Raw genomic sequence first — 17,516 nt, 5'->3', positions numbered from 1 at the left:
TTGGTAGAGCACGACCTTGCCAAGGTCGGGGTCGCGAGTTCGAGTCTCGTTTCCCGCTCCAAATTCTTATCTCAATAAAAATATCCACAACGTAGTATCGCGTTGGGGACGTTTTCGTTCGCCATTGACACACTTCTGTAAACAGACTTATCCACAGGCCGAAGCATCATTCCTTGAATGCAAACAACTTCGCTGGGTGAATAATATCTTCGTAACCAATTGAAATTAATGAGCTAATTATCATTTCAAATTGTTAATGCGATCACTTGACGATTTTTTCCCTCTTGAATATCAATGTGTTTTTATTTTTATACACAAGCTGTGGATGACTTAAGCATCGCGTGGCAATCCTTTTTCAACGACCCTGACCAGACGTTGTTTCTTCGGTAACTGCACTTCCACTACGCAGGCATTTCGCTTCTCAATTTGCCGGGCAACCGCCCACGATATGTGTTCGTCGAGAAGTGGGTGCTCACCTCTGCGGGTTTCCAGCGCATTGATTACGGCTTCATCCCAGGGGGCATTTCCCAGCGCAACGGCGATATTGCGCAGCCAGCGCAGATGGCCAATACGACGAATGGCAGATCCCTCCGTGACTTTCAAAAACCACGCCTCGCTCCAGCTAAATAGTTCTATTAACTCCGGAGCATGAAGCTGCTTGCGCGGGTTGAAGTCATCCTCTGCCGTCAACTGCGAATAGCGATTCCACGGGCAGATGAGCTGGCAGTCATCGCAGCCATAGATGCGGTTCCCCAGTAGCGGACGAAACTCTTCCGGGATCGCGCCTTCCAGTTCGATCGTGAGATAAGAGATACAGCGGCGCGCATCCACCGTGTAGGGTTCAACGATAGCGCCGGTAGGACAAATGGTCATACAGGCCACGCATTTACCGCATCCTTCTTCGACTGGCTTATCAACCGGGAGAGGCAAATCGACCAGTAACTCACCGAGAAAGAAGAATGAGCCAGCCTCACGGTTGAGGATAAGTGAGTGCTTACCCGTCCAGCCAAGCCCGGCTTTTTCCGCCAGTGGACGCTCAAGAATGGGCGCAGAATCGACAAAAGGTCTAAAATTCAGCGAAGCGCAGTGCTGCTGAATCATCTCGCCCAACTTTTTTAAGCGGTTACGTAGCAACTTATGGTAGTCACGTCCAAGCGCGTACCGGCTGACGTAACCCAGAGAGGCATTTTTCAACGTGCTGGCAAAGGCCGCATTGGCAGGAAGATAGTTCATTCGTACGCTGATAACGCGTAATGTACCGGGCAATAATTCGTGAGGTCGGGCGCGCATCATGCCGTGACGGGCCATCCAGTCCATCTCGCCGTGATAGTGTTTATCCAGCCAGGCCTGCAGTTTGGGTTCGGCTTCGCTGAGGTCGGTATCGGCAATACCGACCTGCTGAAAGCCAAGTTCCAGCCCCCACTGCTTAATATTTTGCGCTAACTGATTGAGATCGAGGGGCTCTGACATGACGGACCATACAATGAAGAAAAACCTCGCAAGTATACCACACGCCATCTGGCACGCCGATGACATCAAACGGATGGAACGAGAGGCGGCAGACAGCTTAGGGCTGACGCTGTATGAACTGATGCTGCGCGCGGGAGAGGCTGTGTTTCAGGCTACCCTGAACGCATATCCGCACGCCCAACACTGGCTGGTGCTGTGCGGCCACGGTAACAACGGCGGTGATGGATACGTAGTGGCAAGGCTTGCCAAAGCGCAGGGTCTTGATGTCACATTGCTGGCGCAGGAGAGCGATAAACCGCTGCCCGAGGACGCACAGCAGGCGCGTGATGCCTGGCTTAATGCGGGGGGCGTCATTCACTCTACAGATATCGTCTGGCCTGGTCGTGTGGATGTCATTATCGACGCGCTGTTGGGGACCGGTTTAAAACAGGCTCCGCGCGAACCGCTCCGAACGCTGATTGAGCATGCCAATGCCCATCCTGCCCCCATCGTCGCGGTAGACATTCCTTCTGGTCTGCTGGCACAAACAGGAGCGACACCGGGGGCGGTGATAAACGCAGCGCATACCGTCACCTTTATTGCGCTCAAGCCGGGTCTGCTAACCGGTAAAGCGCGCGATGTCACCGGACATCTGCACTTTAACGCGCTTGGGGTGGAGGCCTGGCTTGCCGGGCAAGATGCGCCGATTCAGCGTTATGAAGCCTCGCAGCTTGCGCATTGGTTAACACCACGTCGACCTACCTCGCACAAAGGCTCCCACGGTCGGTTGGTGATTATCGGCGGTGACCACGGCACGGCGGGTGCCATTCGTATGGCCGGTGAAGCGGCGCTGCGTGCGGGGGCTGGATTGGTCAAAGTACTGACGCGCAGTGAAAACATCGCCCCCATTTTGACTGCCCGACCGGAACTGATGGTCGATACGCTAACGCCGAAGACGCTGGAAGAGGGGCTGGCGTGGGCGGATGTTGTGGTGATTGGTCCGGGTCTTGGACAGCAGGCGTGGGGCAAAAAAGCATTGCAAAAGGTCGAGAATTTTCGCAAACCGATGCTCTGGGATGCCGATGCGCTTAACCTGCTGGCAATCAATCCCGATAAACGTCACAATCGCGTGATCACGCCGCATCCGGGTGAGGCAGCACGGCTGCTGGGTTGTTCCATTGCAGAAGTTGAAGACGATCGCTTACTTTGTGCACAACGTCTGGTAAAACGGTACGGAGGCGTGGTAGTGCTGAAAGGCGCGGGGACGGTTGTCGCCTCGGAACAGGCTGCATTGGGTATTATTGATGCCGGCAATGCCGGAATGGCCAGCGGCGGGATGGGGGATGTGCTTTCCGGTATTATTGGCGCATTGCTCGGACAGAAGCTTACCCCGTATGATGCTGCGTGTGCGGGATGTGTGGCGCACGGTGCGGCGGCGGATGTACTGGCAGCGCGTTTTGGTATGCGCGGCATGCTGGCGACAGATCTCTTTACCACGCTACAGCGTATTGTTAACCCTGATGTGATTGACGTTTATCATGATGAATCGAGTAATTCCACTACCTGATGAGCAGGCAACTTTAGACCTGGGACAGCGGGTAGCCAAAGCCTGTGACGGCGCGACGGTTATTTATTTATATGGCGACCTGGGGGCGGGGAAAACGACCTTTAGTCGGGGATTCCTGCAGGCGTTAGGTCACAAAGGTAATGTAAAAAGCCCGACCTACACGCTGGTCGAACCCTATGCGCTCGATAATTTAATGGTCTATCACTTCGACCTGTATCGCCTTGCGGACCCGGAGGAGCTGGAATTTATGGGGATCCGCGATTATTTTGCCAATGATGCCATCTGCCTGGTGGAATGGCCGCAACAAGGTAAAGGTGTACTGCCAGACCCGGACGTCGAAATACACATTGAATATCAGGCGCAAGGTCGTGAGGCGCGCGTAAGTGCTGTCTCCGCATCGGGTGATTTATTGCTGGCGCGTTTAGCCGAATAACCTTAAGGGTGGCGGGATGATTTATCGCATCAGAAACTGGCTGATGGCAATCCTGGTCCTGCTGTGCGCGCAGGCCGGGGCCGCCAGCCTCTCCGATCTTCAGGTTTCCAATGGCGATCAACAGGCGCGGATTACGCTGAGCTTTATTGGTGAGCCGGAATACGCTGTGTCGCAGGAGGGGAAACGAACGGTCACGCTGGATATTAAACAAACCGGTGTGATTCAGGGATTACCACTGCTGTTCAGCGGCAATAATCTGGTGAAGGCGATCCGTTCGGGTACGCCAAATGATGCCCAGTCTCTGCGACTGGTCGTCGATTTAACCGAAAACGGAAAAGCTGAAGCCGTAAAACGACAAAACGGTGGTAACTATACCGTTGTGTTTACCATCAAGGCTGATGCGCCACCGCCGCCGCCTCCGCCTCCAGTGGTTGCGAAGCGTGTTGAGGCGCCGGTTATCGCCACGCGTCCTGTTGAGCCAGCACGTAATCCGTTTAAAGCAGAAAATGATCGCACCACCGCGGTGACCAGCAGTAATACGACCACGAGACCAGCAGCTCAGGCTCGCGTCAGCAACGGCGATAAAGTTGTTATTGCTATCGATGCCGGACACGGCGGGCAGGACCCAGGGGCAATCGGCCCTGGTGGTACACGCGAGAAAAACGTCACTATCGCTGTTGCGCGCAAACTGCGCGGCTTGCTGAATGATGATCCGATGTTTAAGGGGGTTCTCACCCGTGACGGCGATTACTTTATCTCGGTGATGGGCCGTTCTGATGTTGCGCGTAAACAAAATGCCAACTTCCTGGTCTCTATTCATGCGGATGCCGCACCAAACCGCGATGCGACTGGCGCTTCCGTATGGGTGCTGTCAAACCGTCGTGCCAACAGTGAAATGGCCGGTTGGCTTGAGCAGCACGAGAAACAGTCGGAACTGCTGGGCGGCGCGGGTGATGTGCTGGCTAACAGCCAGTCTGACCCCTATCTCAGTCAGGCCGTACTGGACCTGCAGTTCGGTCATTCGCAGCGCGTCGGGTATGATGTGGCGACCAGCATGATCGGTCAGTTAGAACGTATTGGTTCGATGCATAAACGCCGCCCGGAACACGCCAGCCTTGGCGTATTACGCTCGCCGGATATCCCGTCAGTCCTGGTCGAAACCGGTTTTATCAGCAATAACAGCGAAGAACGGCTGTTGGCAAGCGATGATTACCAGCAGCAGTTGGCCGAGGCGATTTACAAAGGACTGCGTAACTATTTCCAGTCGCATCCGATGCAAACCGGCCCACAGGGCGCACCGGCGCAAACTGCCAGCGCCGTATCGCCTGGCAGCACGTTAACAAACTAAGGATTAGCCATGCCGATTCAGGTTCTACCGCCACAGCTGGCGAACCAGATTGCCGCAGGCGAGGTGGTAGAACGGCCTGCGTCAGTGGTGAAAGAGCTGGTAGAAAACAGCATTGACGCCGGTGCAACGCGCATTGATATTGATATCGAACGCGGCGGGGCGAAGCTTATCCGTATTCGTGACAACGGCTGTGGGATTAAAAAAGACGAGCTGGCGCTGGCGCTGGCGCGTCATGCCACCAGTAAAATTGCCTCGCTTGACGATCTCGAAGCGATTGTAAGCCTTGGATTTCGTGGCGAGGCACTGGCGAGTATCAGCTCGGTTTCCCGTTTAACCCTGACATCGCGTACGCAAGAACAACCCGAAGCCTGGCAGGCCTATGCCGAAGGGCGTGACATGGATGTGACGGTTAAACCCGCTGCGCATCCGGTGGGTACTACGCTGGAAGTGCTGGATCTGTTTTACAATACGCCAGCCCGACGCAAGTTTATGCGCACGGAGAAAACGGAATTTAACCACATCGACGAAATTATCCGCCGCATTGCGTTGGCGCGTTTCGATGTGACGATTAATCTGTCGCACAACGGCAAAATGGTGCGCCAGTATCGTGCTGTCGCGGCGGATGGACAAAAAGAGCGCCGACTGGGGGCGATCTGCGGGACGCCGTTTCTGGAGCATGCTCTGGCGATTGAATGGCAGCATGGCGATTTGACGCTGCGCGGCTGGGTGGCCGATCCGAACCACACGACGGCGGCGCTGGCGGAAATCCAGTATTGCTATGTGAATGGGCGGATGATGCGCGATAGACTGATCAACCATGCCATTCGCCAGGCCTGTGAAGATAAGCTAGGCGCCGATCAGCAACCCGCATTTGTACTGTATCTGGAAATCGACCCGCATCAGGTGGATGTCAACGTGCATCCAGCCAAACACGAGGTACGCTTTCACCAGTCTCGTCTGGTGCATGATTTTATTTATCAGGGCGTGTTAAGCGTCCTGCAACAGCAGTTGGAAACCTCGCTGCCGTTGGCTGATGACGATGAACTCGCCCCGAGACATCTCCCGGAAAACCGCGTGGCGGCAGGGCGTAACCATTTCGCCGAACCTGCGCCAGCGCGTGAACCTGCTACTCCCCGTTATTCTGCCTCTTCCGGTAGCGGAAGTGGTCGCCAGGGGCAGGCAAGCGCCAGTTGGCCGCACGCCCAGCCTGGCTATCAAAAGCAGCAGGGCGAAATTTATCAGCGCCTGCTGCAGACACCGGCTCCGATGCACAAACCACCGGTCGCTGAAACACCGGCGGTGCCACTTACCGGCAACAGTCAGGGGTTTGGGCGGGTGCTGACTATCGTAGGGACCGACTGTGCATTACTGGAAAGCGATGGCCAGATTCGGCTGCTGGCGTTACCTGTTGCGGAACGGTGGTTGCGTCAGGCGCAGCTTACGCCTGGGCAGGGCCCTGTTTGCGCTCAGCCGCTGCTGATCCCATTGCGTCTAAAAGTCACCGCTGATGAAAAAGCCGCGTTGCAAAAAGGACAAAGCCAACTGGCTGATTTGGGGATTGAATTTCAGCTGGATGCGCAGCATGTGACCATCCGAGCGGTGCCTTTACCCTTACGCCAACAAAATTTACAAATCTTGATTCCTGAACTGATAGGCTACCTGGCGCAGCAAACCGTATTCGAAGCGGGCAACATTGCGCAGTGGATTGCACGTAACCTGATGAGCGAGCATCCGCAGTGGAGTATGGCCCAGGCGATTACGCTGTTGGCGGATGTTGAGCGGCTATGCCCACAACTCGTGAAGGCGCCGCCGGGTGGTCTGTTACAACCTGTTGATTTACATTCGGTAATGAACGCCCTGAAACATGAGTGATACCTGTAAGGCGAGCCTGCCAAAGGCAATTTTTTTAATGGGGCCGACGGCCTCCGGTAAAACGGCATTAGCAATTGAATTGCGTAAAGTTTTGCCCGTAGAGTTGATAAGCGTTGATTCCGCCCTTATTTACAAGGGGATGGATATTGGCACCGCGAAGCCTGATGCTGATGAATTGCAGGCCGCACCGCACCGATTGCTGGATATTCGTGATCCGGCGCAAGCGTATTCTGCAGCAGATTTTCGTCGCGATGCGCTAGCCGAGATGGCCGATATCACCGCAGCGGGGCGTATCCCGCTGTTAGTGGGTGGCACAATGTTATATTTCAAAGCGTTGCTTGAAGGGTTGTCACCGTTACCGTCGGCAGATCCGGAGGTCAGGGCCAAAATCGAGCAGCAGGCGGCAGAGCTTGGATGGGACGCGTTACACCGACAGCTTCAGGAGATTGACCCGGTAGCTGCAGCGCGGATTCATCCAAATGATCCGCAAAGACTTTCCCGGGCACTGGAAGTTTTTTTCATTTCGGGTAAAACTTTAACGGAGCTGACGCAAACGTCAGGAGATGCTTTGCCGTATGAGGTGCACCAGTTTGCGATCGCTCCGGCGAGTCGTGAATTGCTCCATCAGCGAATTGAGCAGCGTTTTCATCAGATGTTAGCTTCAGGTTTTGAAGCAGAAGTCCGGGCGCTTTTTGCCCGAGGAGATTTGCATACGGATTTGCCTTCCATTCGTTGTGTAGGGTATCGCCAGATGTGGTCATACATTGAAGGCGAAATTTCATACGATGAAATGGTTTATAGAGGTGTTTGCGCCACGAGGCAGTTAGCGAAGCGGCAGATAACCTGGTTGCGTGGTTGGGAAGGGGTGCACTGGCTTGACAGTGAAAAGCCTGACCAGGCGCGAAACGAAGTATTACAGGTTGTTGGTGCTATCGCGAACTGAATGTGTACAATTGAAACGTATCGTGCGCAATTTTTCAGAATCGAAAGGTTCAAAGTACAAATAAGCATATAAGGAAAAGAGAGAATGGCTAAGGGGCAATCTTTACAAGATCCGTTCCTGAACGCACTGCGTCGGGAACGTGTTCCAGTTTCTATTTATTTGGTGAATGGTATTAAGCTGCAAGGTCAAATCGAGTCTTTTGATCAGTTCGTGATCCTGTTGAAAAACACGGTCAGCCAGATGGTTTATAAGCACGCGATTTCTACGGTTGTCCCGTCTCGCCCGGTTTCTCATCACAGTAACAATGCCACCGGCGGCACTGGCAGCAACTACCATCACGGTAGCAACGCGCAGGGTTCATCAGCGCAACAGGACAGCGAAGAAACCGAATAAGGTTTTAGGCTGTTTTACACACGGGGAGCCAGAGATCCTGCGTTCCCCGTTGATATATATTAAGGGGTTGACGCTTGTTTGACCGTTATGATGCCGGTGAGCAGGCGGTACTGGTACACATCTATTTTTCGCAAGACAAAGATATGGAAGACCTCCAGGAGTTTGAATCTCTGGTTTCTTCCGCCGGTGTCGAAGCAATGCAGGTGATTACCGGGAGCCGTAAAGCACCGCACCCGAAGTATTTTGTTGGTGAAGGTAAGGCAATCGAAATTGCCGAAGCCGTAAAAGCGACTGGCGCTGCGGTGGTGATTTTTGATCATGCGCTAAGCCCTGCCCAGGAACGTAACCTGGAACAGTTATGCCAGTGTCTTGTTATCGACAGGACTGGTCTCATTTTAGATATTTTTGCCCAGCGTGCGCGGACCCATGAGGGTAAGTTGCAGGTTGAGCTGGCGCAGTTGCGCCATATGGCTACACGCCTGGTCCGTGGCTGGACTCACCTTGAAAGGCAAAAAGGCGGGATTGGTTTGCGTGGTCCGGGTGAAACCCAGCTCGAAACTGACCGTCGTTTGCTGCGTAATCGCATTTTGCAAATACAGTCGCGCCTGGAAAAAGTTGAAAAGCAACGTGAGCAGGGGCGGCAGTCGCGCAAGAAAGCGGATGTCCCAACCGTATCACTGGTGGGATATACCAACGCCGGAAAATCCACCCTGTTCAACCAGATAACCGAAGCCCGGGTCTACGCAGCGGACCAGCTGTTTGCGACCCTGGACCCAACGCTGCGCCGCATAGACGTTGCGGATGTCGGTGAAACCGTGCTGGCGGATACCGTAGGGTTTATCCGTCATTTGCCGCACGACCTGGTGGCGGCGTTTAAGGCCACTTTGCAGGAGACACGTCAGGCGACCTTGCTGTTGCACGTTATTGATGCGGCAGATTTTCGTGTGCAGGAAAACATCGAGGCTGTCGACACGGTTCTTGAAGAGATCGATGCACATGAAATCCCGACGCTGCTGGTAATGAATAAGATCGATATGCTGGATGATTTTGAACCGCGTATCGACAGAGATGAAGAGAATAAACCCATTCGCGTGTGGGTCTCAGCGCAAACGGGAATTGGCATACCACAGCTTTTTCAGGCTTTGACAGAGCGACTTTCCGGTGAGGTGGCGCAGCATACGTTGCGTCTGCCGCCGCAGGAAGGGCGTCTGAGAAGCCGGTTTTACCAACTTCAGGCAATAGAAAAAGAGTGGATGGAGGAAGACGGTAGCGTAGGTCTGCAAGTACGTATGCCGATCGTAGACTGGCGTCGCCTCTGTAAACAAGAACCGGCACTGGAAGACTATGTTGTCTGACCTGACGGATATGGCCTGAAGATTTTTTCGCCTCTATTCCTCGTGGATTTTATGCGGCAGAAAGGCGGCAAGTCCTGAAATCTCCAGGCGCATAGTCAACTATGTGACTGGGGTTGAAAGACGTAGCCAACGCATCTGCAGCGCAAAAAACGCAGGTATAGCATCGCATAACAAATATGGAGCACAAAAATGGCGTGGAATCAGCCCGGTAATAACGGACAAGACCGCGACCCCTGGGGAAGCAGCAAACCTGGCGGCAACCCAGAGGGAAATGGAAACAAAGGTGGTCGCGATCAGGGACCTCCCGATCTGGATGATATCTTCCGCAAACTGAGTAAAAAACTCGGTGGTTTGGGTGGTGGTAAAGGTACGGGCTCTGGTGGTGGTAGTTCATCACAAGGCCCGCGTCCGCAACTGGGCGGCCGAGTCTTTACTATCGCAGCGGCAGCTATCGTCATTATCTGGGCGGCTAGCGGTTTCTACACCATTAAAGAAGCGGAACGTGGCGTGGTGACACGCTTCGGTAAATTCAGCCATCTGGTTGAGCCGGGTCTGAACTGGAAACCGACCTTTATCGATGAAGTGACTCCGGTCAACGTTGAAGCTGTGCGTGAACTTGCCGCATCCGGCGTGATGCTGACATCAGACGAAAACGTCGTGCGCGTTGAAATGAACGTGCAGTACCGCGTGACCGATCCGCAGCGTTACCTGTTTAGCGTAACCAGCGCGGATGACAGTCTGCGTCAGGCAACCGACAGCGCCCTGCGTGGGGTCATCGGTAAATACACCATGGATCGAATCCTGACCGAAGGGCGTACCGTTATTCGTAGCGATACCCAACGTGAACTGGAAGAAACCATTCGTCCGTACAACATGGGTATCACCCTGCTGGACGTCAACTTCCAGGCAGCGCGTCCGCCGGAAGAGGTAAAAGCGGCGTTTGATGATGCTATCGCAGCGCGTGAAAACGAGCAGCAGTACATCCGTGAAGCAGAAGCGTATACCAACGAAGTTCAGCCACGTGCAAACGGTCAGGCGCAGCGTATTCTGGAAGAAGCGCGTGCGTATAAGACCCAGACCATCCTGGAAGCACAGGGTGAAGTGGCGCGTTTCGCAAAAATTCTGCCGGAATATAAAGCCGCACCGCAGATTACTCGCGAGCGTCTGTATATCGAAACCATGGAAAAAGTGCTGAGCCATACCCGTAAAGTCCTGGTTAACGATAAGGGCAGCAATCTGATGGTTCTGCCGCTGGATCAGATGCTGAAAGGCGGTAATGCGCCAGCAGCGAAGAGCGACAGCAGTTCAAATCTGCTGCGTCTGCCACCGGTAACGTCTTCCGGTACTGGAGCAAGCAACACCTCGTCCACCAGTCAGGGCGATATTATGGACCAACGCCGCGCGAACGCGCAGCGTAACGACTACCAGCGTCAGGGGGAATAACGATGCGTAAGTCAGTTATTGCGATTATCATCATCGTTCTGGTAGTTCTGTTCATGTCTGTCTTTGTGGTCAAAGAAGGCGAGCGCGGTATTACCCTGCGCTTTGGGAAAGTTCTGCGTGACGATGACAACAAACCGCTGGTCGTTGCACCAGGCCTGCACTTCAAGATTCCGTTTATTGAATCCGTGAAGATGCTGGATGCGCGTATTCAGACCATGGACAACCAGGCCGATCGCTTTGTGACCAAAGAGAAGAAAGACCTGATCGTTGACTCTTACATCAAGTGGCGCATCAGTGACTTTAGCCGCTACTACCTGGCAACGGGCGGTGGCGATGTTTCTCAGGCAGAAGTGTTGTTGAAACGTAAGTTCTCTGACCGTCTGCGTTCTGAAATCGGTCGTCTGGACGTGAAAGATATCGTTACCGATTCCCGCGGTCGTTTGACCCTGGAAGTCCGTGACGCGCTGAACTCCGGTTCTGCTGGCACAGAAGATGAAGTCGCGACTCCGGCGGCGGATAGCGCGATCGCCGAAGCGGCTGAACGTGTGCAGGCTGAAACGAACGGTAAAGTCCCGGTCATCAACCCGAACAGTATGGCGGCACTGGGTATCGAAGTGGTCGATGTGCGTATCAAGCAAATCAACCTGCCAGCTGAAGTGTCCGAGGCTATTTACAACCGTATGCGCGCTGAGCGTGAAGCGGTAGCGCGTCGCCATCGTTCACAGGGTCAGGAAGAAGCGGAAAAACTGCGTGCAACAGCGGACTATGAAGTCACTAAAACGCTGGCAGAATCTGAGCGTCAGGGCCGCATTATGCGCGGTGAAGGCGATGCAGAAGCCGCTAAATTGTTTGCCGATGCGTTCAGTCAGGATCCTGATTTCTACGCCTTCATCCGTAGCCTGCGCGCTTACGAGAAGAGCTTCGAAGGAAACCAGGATGTCATGGTCATGAGCCCGGACAGCGATTTCTTCCGCTACATGAAGACGCCGAATAGCGCAACACGCTAAAATAGCGCCAGCGGTTTTAGACCAGCAAAACCACCGGCATCCCCAGGGATGCGGTGGTTTTCTTTTTATATAAGGACGACGGATGAACTCAACAATTGTGCTGGCGCTCGCGCTGGTTTTGGTGCTGGAAGGCTTGGGTCCTATGCTGTATCCCCGCGCCTGGAAGAAAATGATCTCGGCGATGGCACAACTTCCTGAAAATATTTTGCGTCGTTTTGGTGGAGGTCTTGTGGTCGCGGGCGTGGTCGTCTACTACATGTTGAGGAAAACGATTGGCTGATCAATAAGTAGACTAATTTGCAGATTTTTGGATGCAAAAAGTGCTGTATATCTGAAAAAGCGGTGGTAGAATCCATTTTTAAGCAAACGGTGATTTTGAAAAATGGGTAACAACGTCGTCGTACTGGGCACCCAATGGGGTGACGAAGGTAAAGGGAAGATCGTCGATCTTCTGACTGAACGGGCTAAATATGTTGTACGCTACCAGGGCGGTCACAACGCAGGCCATACTCTCGTAATCAACGGTGAAAAAACCGTCCTCCATCTTATTCCATCAGGTATTCTTCGCGAGAATGTAACCAGCATCATCGGTAACGGTGTTGTACTGTCTCCATCCGCGCTGATGAAAGAGATGAAAGGGCTGGAAGATCGTGGTATCCCGGTTCGTGAGCGCCTGCTGCTGTCTGAAGCGTGTCCGCTGATCCTTGATTATCATGTTGCGTTGGATAACGCTCGTGAGAAAGCGCGCGGTGAGAAAGCGATCGGTACCACCGGTCGTGGTATCGGCCCGGCTTATGAAGATAAAGTGGCTCGTCGCGGTCTGCGCGTTGGCGATCTGTTTGATAAAGTAACTTTCGCTGAAAAACTGAAAGAAGTGATGGAATATCACAACTTCCAGTTGGTGAATTTCTACAAAGTTGAAGCAGTTGACTACCAGAAAGTGCTGGATGATGTGATGGCGATTGCCGACATCCTGACGTCTATGGTTGTTGATGTTTCCGATCTGCTGGACCAGGCGCGTAAGCGTGGCGATTTTGTCATGTTTGAAGGTGCGCAGGGTACCCTGCTGGATATCGACCACGGTACCTATCCGTACGTAACGTCTTCCAACACCACTGCTGGTGGCGTGGCGACCGGCTCCGGCCTGGGCCCGCGTTATGTGGACTACGTTCTGGGTATCATCAAAGCTTACTCTACCCGTGTAGGTGCAGGTCCGTTCCCGACTGAATTGTTTGATGATGTCGGCGAGTTCCTGTGCAAACAAGGTAACGAGTATGGCGCAACGACGGGTCGTCGTCGTCGTACCGGTTGGCTGGACTCCGTGGCTGTACGTCGTGCAGTACAGATTAACTCCCTGTCTGGCTTCTGCCTGACCAAACTGGACGTCCTGGACGGTTTGAAAGAGGTTAAAATCTGTGTTGCTTACCGTATGCCGGATGGCCGTGAAGTCACGACTACTCCGCTGGCAGCAGACGACTGGAAAGGTATTGAGCCGATTTACGAAACCATGCCTGGCTGGTCTGAATCCACCTTTGGTGTGAAGGATCGTAGCGGTCTGCCGCAGGCAGCACTGAACTACATCAAGCGTATTGAAGAACTGACCGGTGTGCCGATTGATATTATCTCAACTGGCCCAGACCGTACTGAAACCATGATCCTGCGCGACCCGTTCGACGCATAATTCTGGTTACAGCGTAGCGTCAAATGGCGCTGCGCTTGCACTAATTTAGGCCGGGTGAGGCGCTTTGCATCAGAATCCGGCTTAAAATCACGTAGGTTCCTCGCTTTTTTCCTTCCCGAACTGAAATAAATTAGCGACCTGGCTGGTGGCTGGTTTATCATCAATATAAATAATACTACCAGGCTTATCCGTTTTATCCCTTTTCCTGAGGTTGATGTGCAGTTAACAAGTTTCACCGATTACGGATTACGTGCGCTAATCTACATGGCGTCGCTACCCGAAGGACGTATGACCAGTATTTCTGAGGTGACAGAAGTCTACGGCGTGTCCCGTAATCATATGGTCAAAATAATCAATCAACTTAGCCGGGCGGGCTTCGTTACTGCTATTCGTGGAAAAAATGGCGGCATCCGCCTGGGCAAACCGGCTAAGGCTATTGGAATTGGTGATGTGGTTCGCGAGCTGGAACCCTTATCGCTGGTTAACTGTAGCAGCGAGTTTTGCCACATTACCCCTGCCTGCCGACTCAAGCAGGCGCTTTCTAAGGCAGTGCAAAGTTTTCTCACGGAACTGGACAACTACACACTTGCTGATTTGGTTGAAGAGAATCAACCGCTTTATAAATTATTGCTGGTGGAGTGACGAAAATCTTCATCAGAGCTGACAATGGAGGAACCTCGATGTCACAAGATCCTTTCCAGGAACGCGAAGCTGAAAAATACGCGAACCCTATCCCGAGCCGGGAATTTATCCTCGAACATTTAACTAAACGTGAAAAACCGGCCAACCGCGATGAGCTGGCCGCTGAACTCAACATTGAAGGTGAAGAGCAGCTGGAAGCGCTGCGTCGCCGCCTGCGCGCGATGGAGCGTGACGGGCAACTGGTCTTTACCCGTCGTCAGTGCTACGCGCTGCCGGAGCGTCTTGACCTGCTAAAAGGCACCGTTATTGGCCATCGTGATGGCTACGGTTTCTTGCGCGTCGAAGGACGCAAAGATGATTTGTACCTGTCCAGCGAGCAGATGAAAACCTGCATTCATGGCGATCAGGTACTGGCACAACCGCTGGGTGCAGATCGTAAAGGTCGCCGCGAAGCACGTATCGTGCGCGTGCTGGTACCGAAAACCAGCCAGATTGTTGGTCGCTACTTTACTGACGCGGGTGTGGGATTTGTCGTACCGGACGATAGCCGACTGAGTTTTGACATCCTGATCCCGCCTGAAGAGGTGATGGGTGCCCGTATGGGCTTTGTGGTGGTGGTTGAACTCACCCAGCGCCCGACTCGCCGTACCAAAGCGGTGGGTAAAATTGTCGAAGTGCTGGGCGATAATATGGGCACCAGCATGGCCGTTGATATGGCTCTGCGTACTCATGAAATTCCCTATATCTGGCCGCAGGCAGTAGAGAAACAGGTCGCCGGCCTGAAAGAAGAAGTGCCGGAAGAGGCGAAAGTCGGGCGTGTTGATTTGCGCGATTTACCGCTGGTTACTATCGATGGTGAAGATGCGCGTGACTTTGACGATGCCGTTTACTGCGAGAAAAAGCGTGGCGGCGGCTGGCGTTTATGGGTGGCGATTGCTGACGTAAGTTATTACGTTCGCCCACCGACCCCGCTGGACCAGGAAGCCCGTAGCCGCGGTACATCCGTGTACTTCCCATCGCAGGTTGTTCCAATGCTGCCGGAAGTGCTGTCAAACGGATTGTGTTCGCTCAACCCGCAGGTGGACAGGCTGTGTATGGTCTGTGAAATGACCATTTCGTCGAAAGGTCGCTTAACCGGCTTTAAATTCTACGAAGCGGTAATGAGCTCCCATGCGCGCCTGACTTACACCAAAGTCTGGCACATGCTACAGGGTGACCAGGAGCTGCGTGAACAGTACGCGCCGCTGGTTAAACACATTGAAGAGCTACATAACCTCTACAAAGTACTAGATAAAGCGCGGGAAGAGCGCGGCGGTATCTCGTTTGAGAGTGAAGAGGCGAAGTTTATCTTCAATGCTGAACGCCGTATTGAGCGTATTGAGCAGACGCAGCGTAATGACGCGCACAAACTGATTGAAGAGTGCATGATCATGGCGAATATCTCAGCGGCGCGATTCGTTGAGAAAGCCAAAGAGCCTGCGCTGTTCCGTATTCACGATAAGCCAACGACCGAAGCGATTAACTCTTTCCGCTCGGTACTGGCCGAGCTGGGGCTGGAGCTGCCTGGTGGTAACAAACCAGAGCCGCGTGATTATGCCGAACTGCTGGAGTCGATTGCTGATCGACCTGACGCAGAAATGCTGCAAACTATGCTGCTGCGTTCGATGAAGCAGGCGATTTACGATCCGGAAAACCGCGGTCACTTTGGTCTGGCGCTGCAATCTTATGCACACTTTACCTCGCCGATCCGTCGATACCCGGACCTCTCGTTGCACCGTGCAATCAAGTATCTGCTGGCGCAGGAGCAGGGTCATAAAGGTAACACCACGGAAACGGGTGGCTACCATTATTCGATGGAAGAGATGCTGCAACTGGGCCAGCACTGTTCGATGGCAGAGCGCCGTGCTGACGAAGCCACGCGCGATGTTTCCGACTGGCTGAAGTGCGACTTTATGCTGGATCAGGTCGGTAATGTCTTTAAGGGCGTTATTGCCAGCGTGACGGGTTTTGGCTTCTTTGTTCGTCTTGATGAGCTGTTTATCGACGGTCTGGTGCATGTCTCCTCGCTGGATAACGATTACTATCGTTTTGACCAGGTAGGGCAACGCCTGACTGGCGAATCCAGCGGTCAGATGTATCGTCTTGGCGATCGTGTAGAAGTCCGTGTGGAAGCCGTCAATATGGACGAGCGCAAAATCGACTTTAGTCTGATTTCCAGCGAACGAGCGCCGCGCAACGAGGGTAAAACCGCGCGCGAAAAAGCCAAAAAAGGCGATGCAGGTAAGAATACCGGTAAACGTCGTCAGATGGGCAAAAAGGTGAATTTCGAGCCGGACAGTGCTTTCCGCGGTGAGAAAAAAGGCAGAGCCAAACCTCAGGCGGATAAGAATGCGGCTGAGAAAAAAGGCGACAAAAAAGCGAAAAAGCCATCGGCGAAAACGCTTAAAATCGCTGCCGCCACCAAAGCCAAACGCGCGGCGAAAAAGAAAGTCACGGAATAAGCCATAAACCGTAAGCCGGGTGGCCAGCGTGTCGCCCGGCGTTACACCTAAACTATTAACGAGTACATTCATGAGTGAAATGATTTACGGCATCCATGCGGTGCAGGCTCTGTTGGAGCGTGCGCCTGAGCGCTTTCAGGACGTCTTTATTCTCAAAGGTCGTGAAGATAAACGTCTGCTGCCGCTGATCCATGCACTGGAAGCACAGGGTGTTGTCATCCAGTTAGCTAACCGCCAGTTCCTGGATGAGAAAAGTGAGGGTGCGGTTCATCAGGGGATTATTGCGCGCGTGAAGCCGGGTCGTCAGTATCAGGAAAACGATCTCCCGGATCTGATTGCTACGCTCGATCAGCCGTTCTTTTTGATCCTCGATGGCGTCACCGATCCGCATAACCTGGGCGCATGCCTGCGTAGCGCAGACGCTGCCGGTGTGCATGCGGTTATCGTGCCGAAAGATCGTTCTGCACAATTGAATGCGACGGCGAAAAAAGTTGCCTGTGGCGCGGCAGAAAGCGTACCGCTGATCCGCGTGACCAACCTGGCGCGCACCATGCGTATGTTGCAAGAAGAGAACATCTGGATCGTTGGTACCGCAGGCGAAGCTGACCATACGTTGTATCAGAGCAAAATGACCGGACGTCTGGCGCTGGTAATGGGCGCAGAGGGCGAAGGTATGCGTCGCCTGACCCGTGAACACTGCGATGAACTGATCAGCATCCCAATGGCCGGGAGCGTTTCATCGCTTAACGTCTCAGTCGCGACGGGAATTTGCCTGTTTGAAGCTGTTCGTCAGCGCGGGTAATTGATTCCCTCTTCTCTTAAGCCATCCTTCGGGATGGCTTTTTTGTGACCTTTATCCCAGGCACTCTCTTCTCTGACTGG

At 53.5% G+C, this 17,516-nt stretch carries 15 protein-coding genes; 14 read left to right on the top strand and 1 reads right to left on the bottom strand.

Annotated elements, in window-relative coordinates:
* Positions 1-330: 330 nt before the first annotated feature.
* Positions 331-1,470, bottom strand: a complete 1,140-nt coding sequence (gene queG, locus HV261_RS25540) for a tRNA epoxyqueuosine(34) reductase QueG (protein ID WP_202039817.1) — start codon at positions 1,468-1,470, stop codon at positions 331-333.
* On the opposite strand from queG, the gene nnr reads away from it, so the two are divergent.
* From nnr to rlmB, 14 genes are all read left to right on the top strand, one after another.
* The gene (gene nnr, locus HV261_RS25535; protein WP_202039816.1) at positions 1,469-3,016 is read left to right on the top strand and encodes a bifunctional ADP-dependent NAD(P)H-hydrate dehydratase/NAD(P)H-hydrate epimerase; all 1,548 of its coding nucleotides are present in this window, start codon (positions 1,469-1,471) and stop codon (positions 3,014-3,016) included. The genes queG and nnr overlap by 2 nt on opposite strands.
* Positions 2,988-3,449: a tRNA (adenosine(37)-N6)-threonylcarbamoyltransferase complex ATPase subunit type 1 TsaE gene (gene tsaE, locus HV261_RS25530; RefSeq protein WP_202039815.1), complete on the top strand. Its 462-nt coding sequence runs from the start codon at positions 2,988-2,990 to the stop codon at positions 3,447-3,449. The genes nnr and tsaE overlap by 29 nt, the downstream gene beginning before the upstream one ends.
* Before the next feature lie 16 nt (positions 3,450-3,465).
* The gene (gene amiB, locus HV261_RS25525) at positions 3,466-4,797 is read left to right on the top strand and encodes an N-acetylmuramoyl-L-alanine amidase AmiB (RefSeq protein ID WP_202039814.1); all 1,332 of its coding nucleotides are present in this window, start codon (positions 3,466-3,468) and stop codon (positions 4,795-4,797) included.
* 9 nt (positions 4,798-4,806) lie between these two features.
* A complete protein-coding gene (gene mutL / locus HV261_RS25520; protein WP_202039813.1) occupies positions 4,807-6,669 on the top strand; it encodes a DNA mismatch repair endonuclease MutL in 1,863 nt (620 codons plus the stop codon).
* Positions 6,662-7,612, top strand: a complete 951-nt coding sequence (gene miaA / locus HV261_RS25515) for a tRNA (adenosine(37)-N6)-dimethylallyltransferase MiaA (protein WP_202039812.1) — start codon at positions 6,662-6,664, stop codon at positions 7,610-7,612. The genes mutL and miaA overlap by 8 nt, the downstream gene beginning before the upstream one ends.
* An 84-nt stretch (positions 7,613-7,696) precedes the next feature.
* Positions 7,697-8,005, top strand: a complete 309-nt coding sequence (gene hfq / locus HV261_RS25510; RefSeq protein WP_003025584.1) for an RNA chaperone Hfq — start codon at positions 7,697-7,699, stop codon at positions 8,003-8,005.
* Between the two features lie 74 nt (positions 8,006-8,079).
* A complete protein-coding gene (gene hflX, locus HV261_RS25505; RefSeq protein ID WP_003025589.1) occupies positions 8,080-9,360 on the top strand; it encodes a ribosome rescue GTPase HflX in 1,281 nt (426 codons plus the stop codon).
* Between the two features lie 189 nt (positions 9,361-9,549).
* Positions 9,550-10,803: an FtsH protease activity modulator HflK gene (hflK, locus tag HV261_RS25500; RefSeq protein ID WP_137384000.1), complete on the top strand. Its 1,254-nt coding sequence runs from the start codon at positions 9,550-9,552 to the stop codon at positions 10,801-10,803.
* Between the two features lie 2 nt (positions 10,804-10,805).
* Positions 10,806-11,810: a protease modulator HflC gene (hflC, locus tag HV261_RS25495; RefSeq protein ID WP_005122169.1), complete on the top strand. Its 1,005-nt coding sequence runs from the start codon at positions 10,806-10,808 to the stop codon at positions 11,808-11,810.
* 82 nt (positions 11,811-11,892) lie between these two features.
* A complete protein-coding gene (locus tag HV261_RS25490; RefSeq protein ID WP_202039811.1) occupies positions 11,893-12,090 on the top strand; it encodes a DUF2065 domain-containing protein in 198 nt (65 codons plus the stop codon).
* A 102-nt stretch (positions 12,091-12,192) separates the two neighbouring features.
* On the top strand, positions 12,193-13,491 hold the full coding sequence (gene purA, locus HV261_RS25485) for an adenylosuccinate synthase (RefSeq protein WP_202039810.1): 1,299 nt from the start codon (positions 12,193-12,195) through the stop codon (positions 13,489-13,491).
* 216 nt (positions 13,492-13,707) lie between these two features.
* Positions 13,708-14,133: a nitric oxide-sensing transcriptional repressor NsrR gene (gene nsrR, locus HV261_RS25480; protein ID WP_005134424.1), complete on the top strand. Its 426-nt coding sequence runs from the start codon at positions 13,708-13,710 to the stop codon at positions 14,131-14,133.
* A 38-nt stretch (positions 14,134-14,171) separates the two neighbouring features.
* Positions 14,172-16,634 carry a ribonuclease R gene (rnr, locus tag HV261_RS25475; RefSeq protein ID WP_202039809.1) on the top strand — a complete coding sequence of 821 codons (2,463 nt, stop codon included), beginning with the start codon at positions 14,172-14,174 and terminating at the stop codon, positions 16,632-16,634.
* A gap of 70 nt (positions 16,635-16,704) precedes the next feature.
* On the top strand, positions 16,705-17,436 hold the full coding sequence (rlmB, locus tag HV261_RS25470) for a 23S rRNA (guanosine(2251)-2'-O)-methyltransferase RlmB (protein WP_003830482.1): 732 nt from the start codon (positions 16,705-16,707) through the stop codon (positions 17,434-17,436).
* Positions 17,437-17,516 lie beyond the last annotated feature (80 nt).

This window comes from Citrobacter sp. RHBSTW-00671, assembly GCF_014103415.1.
Taxonomy (GTDB): Bacteria; Pseudomonadota; Gammaproteobacteria; order Enterobacterales; family Enterobacteriaceae; genus Citrobacter.
The sequence above is the reverse complement of the archived record's forward strand: the minus strand, read 5'-3'. Positions and strand labels throughout refer to the sequence as shown.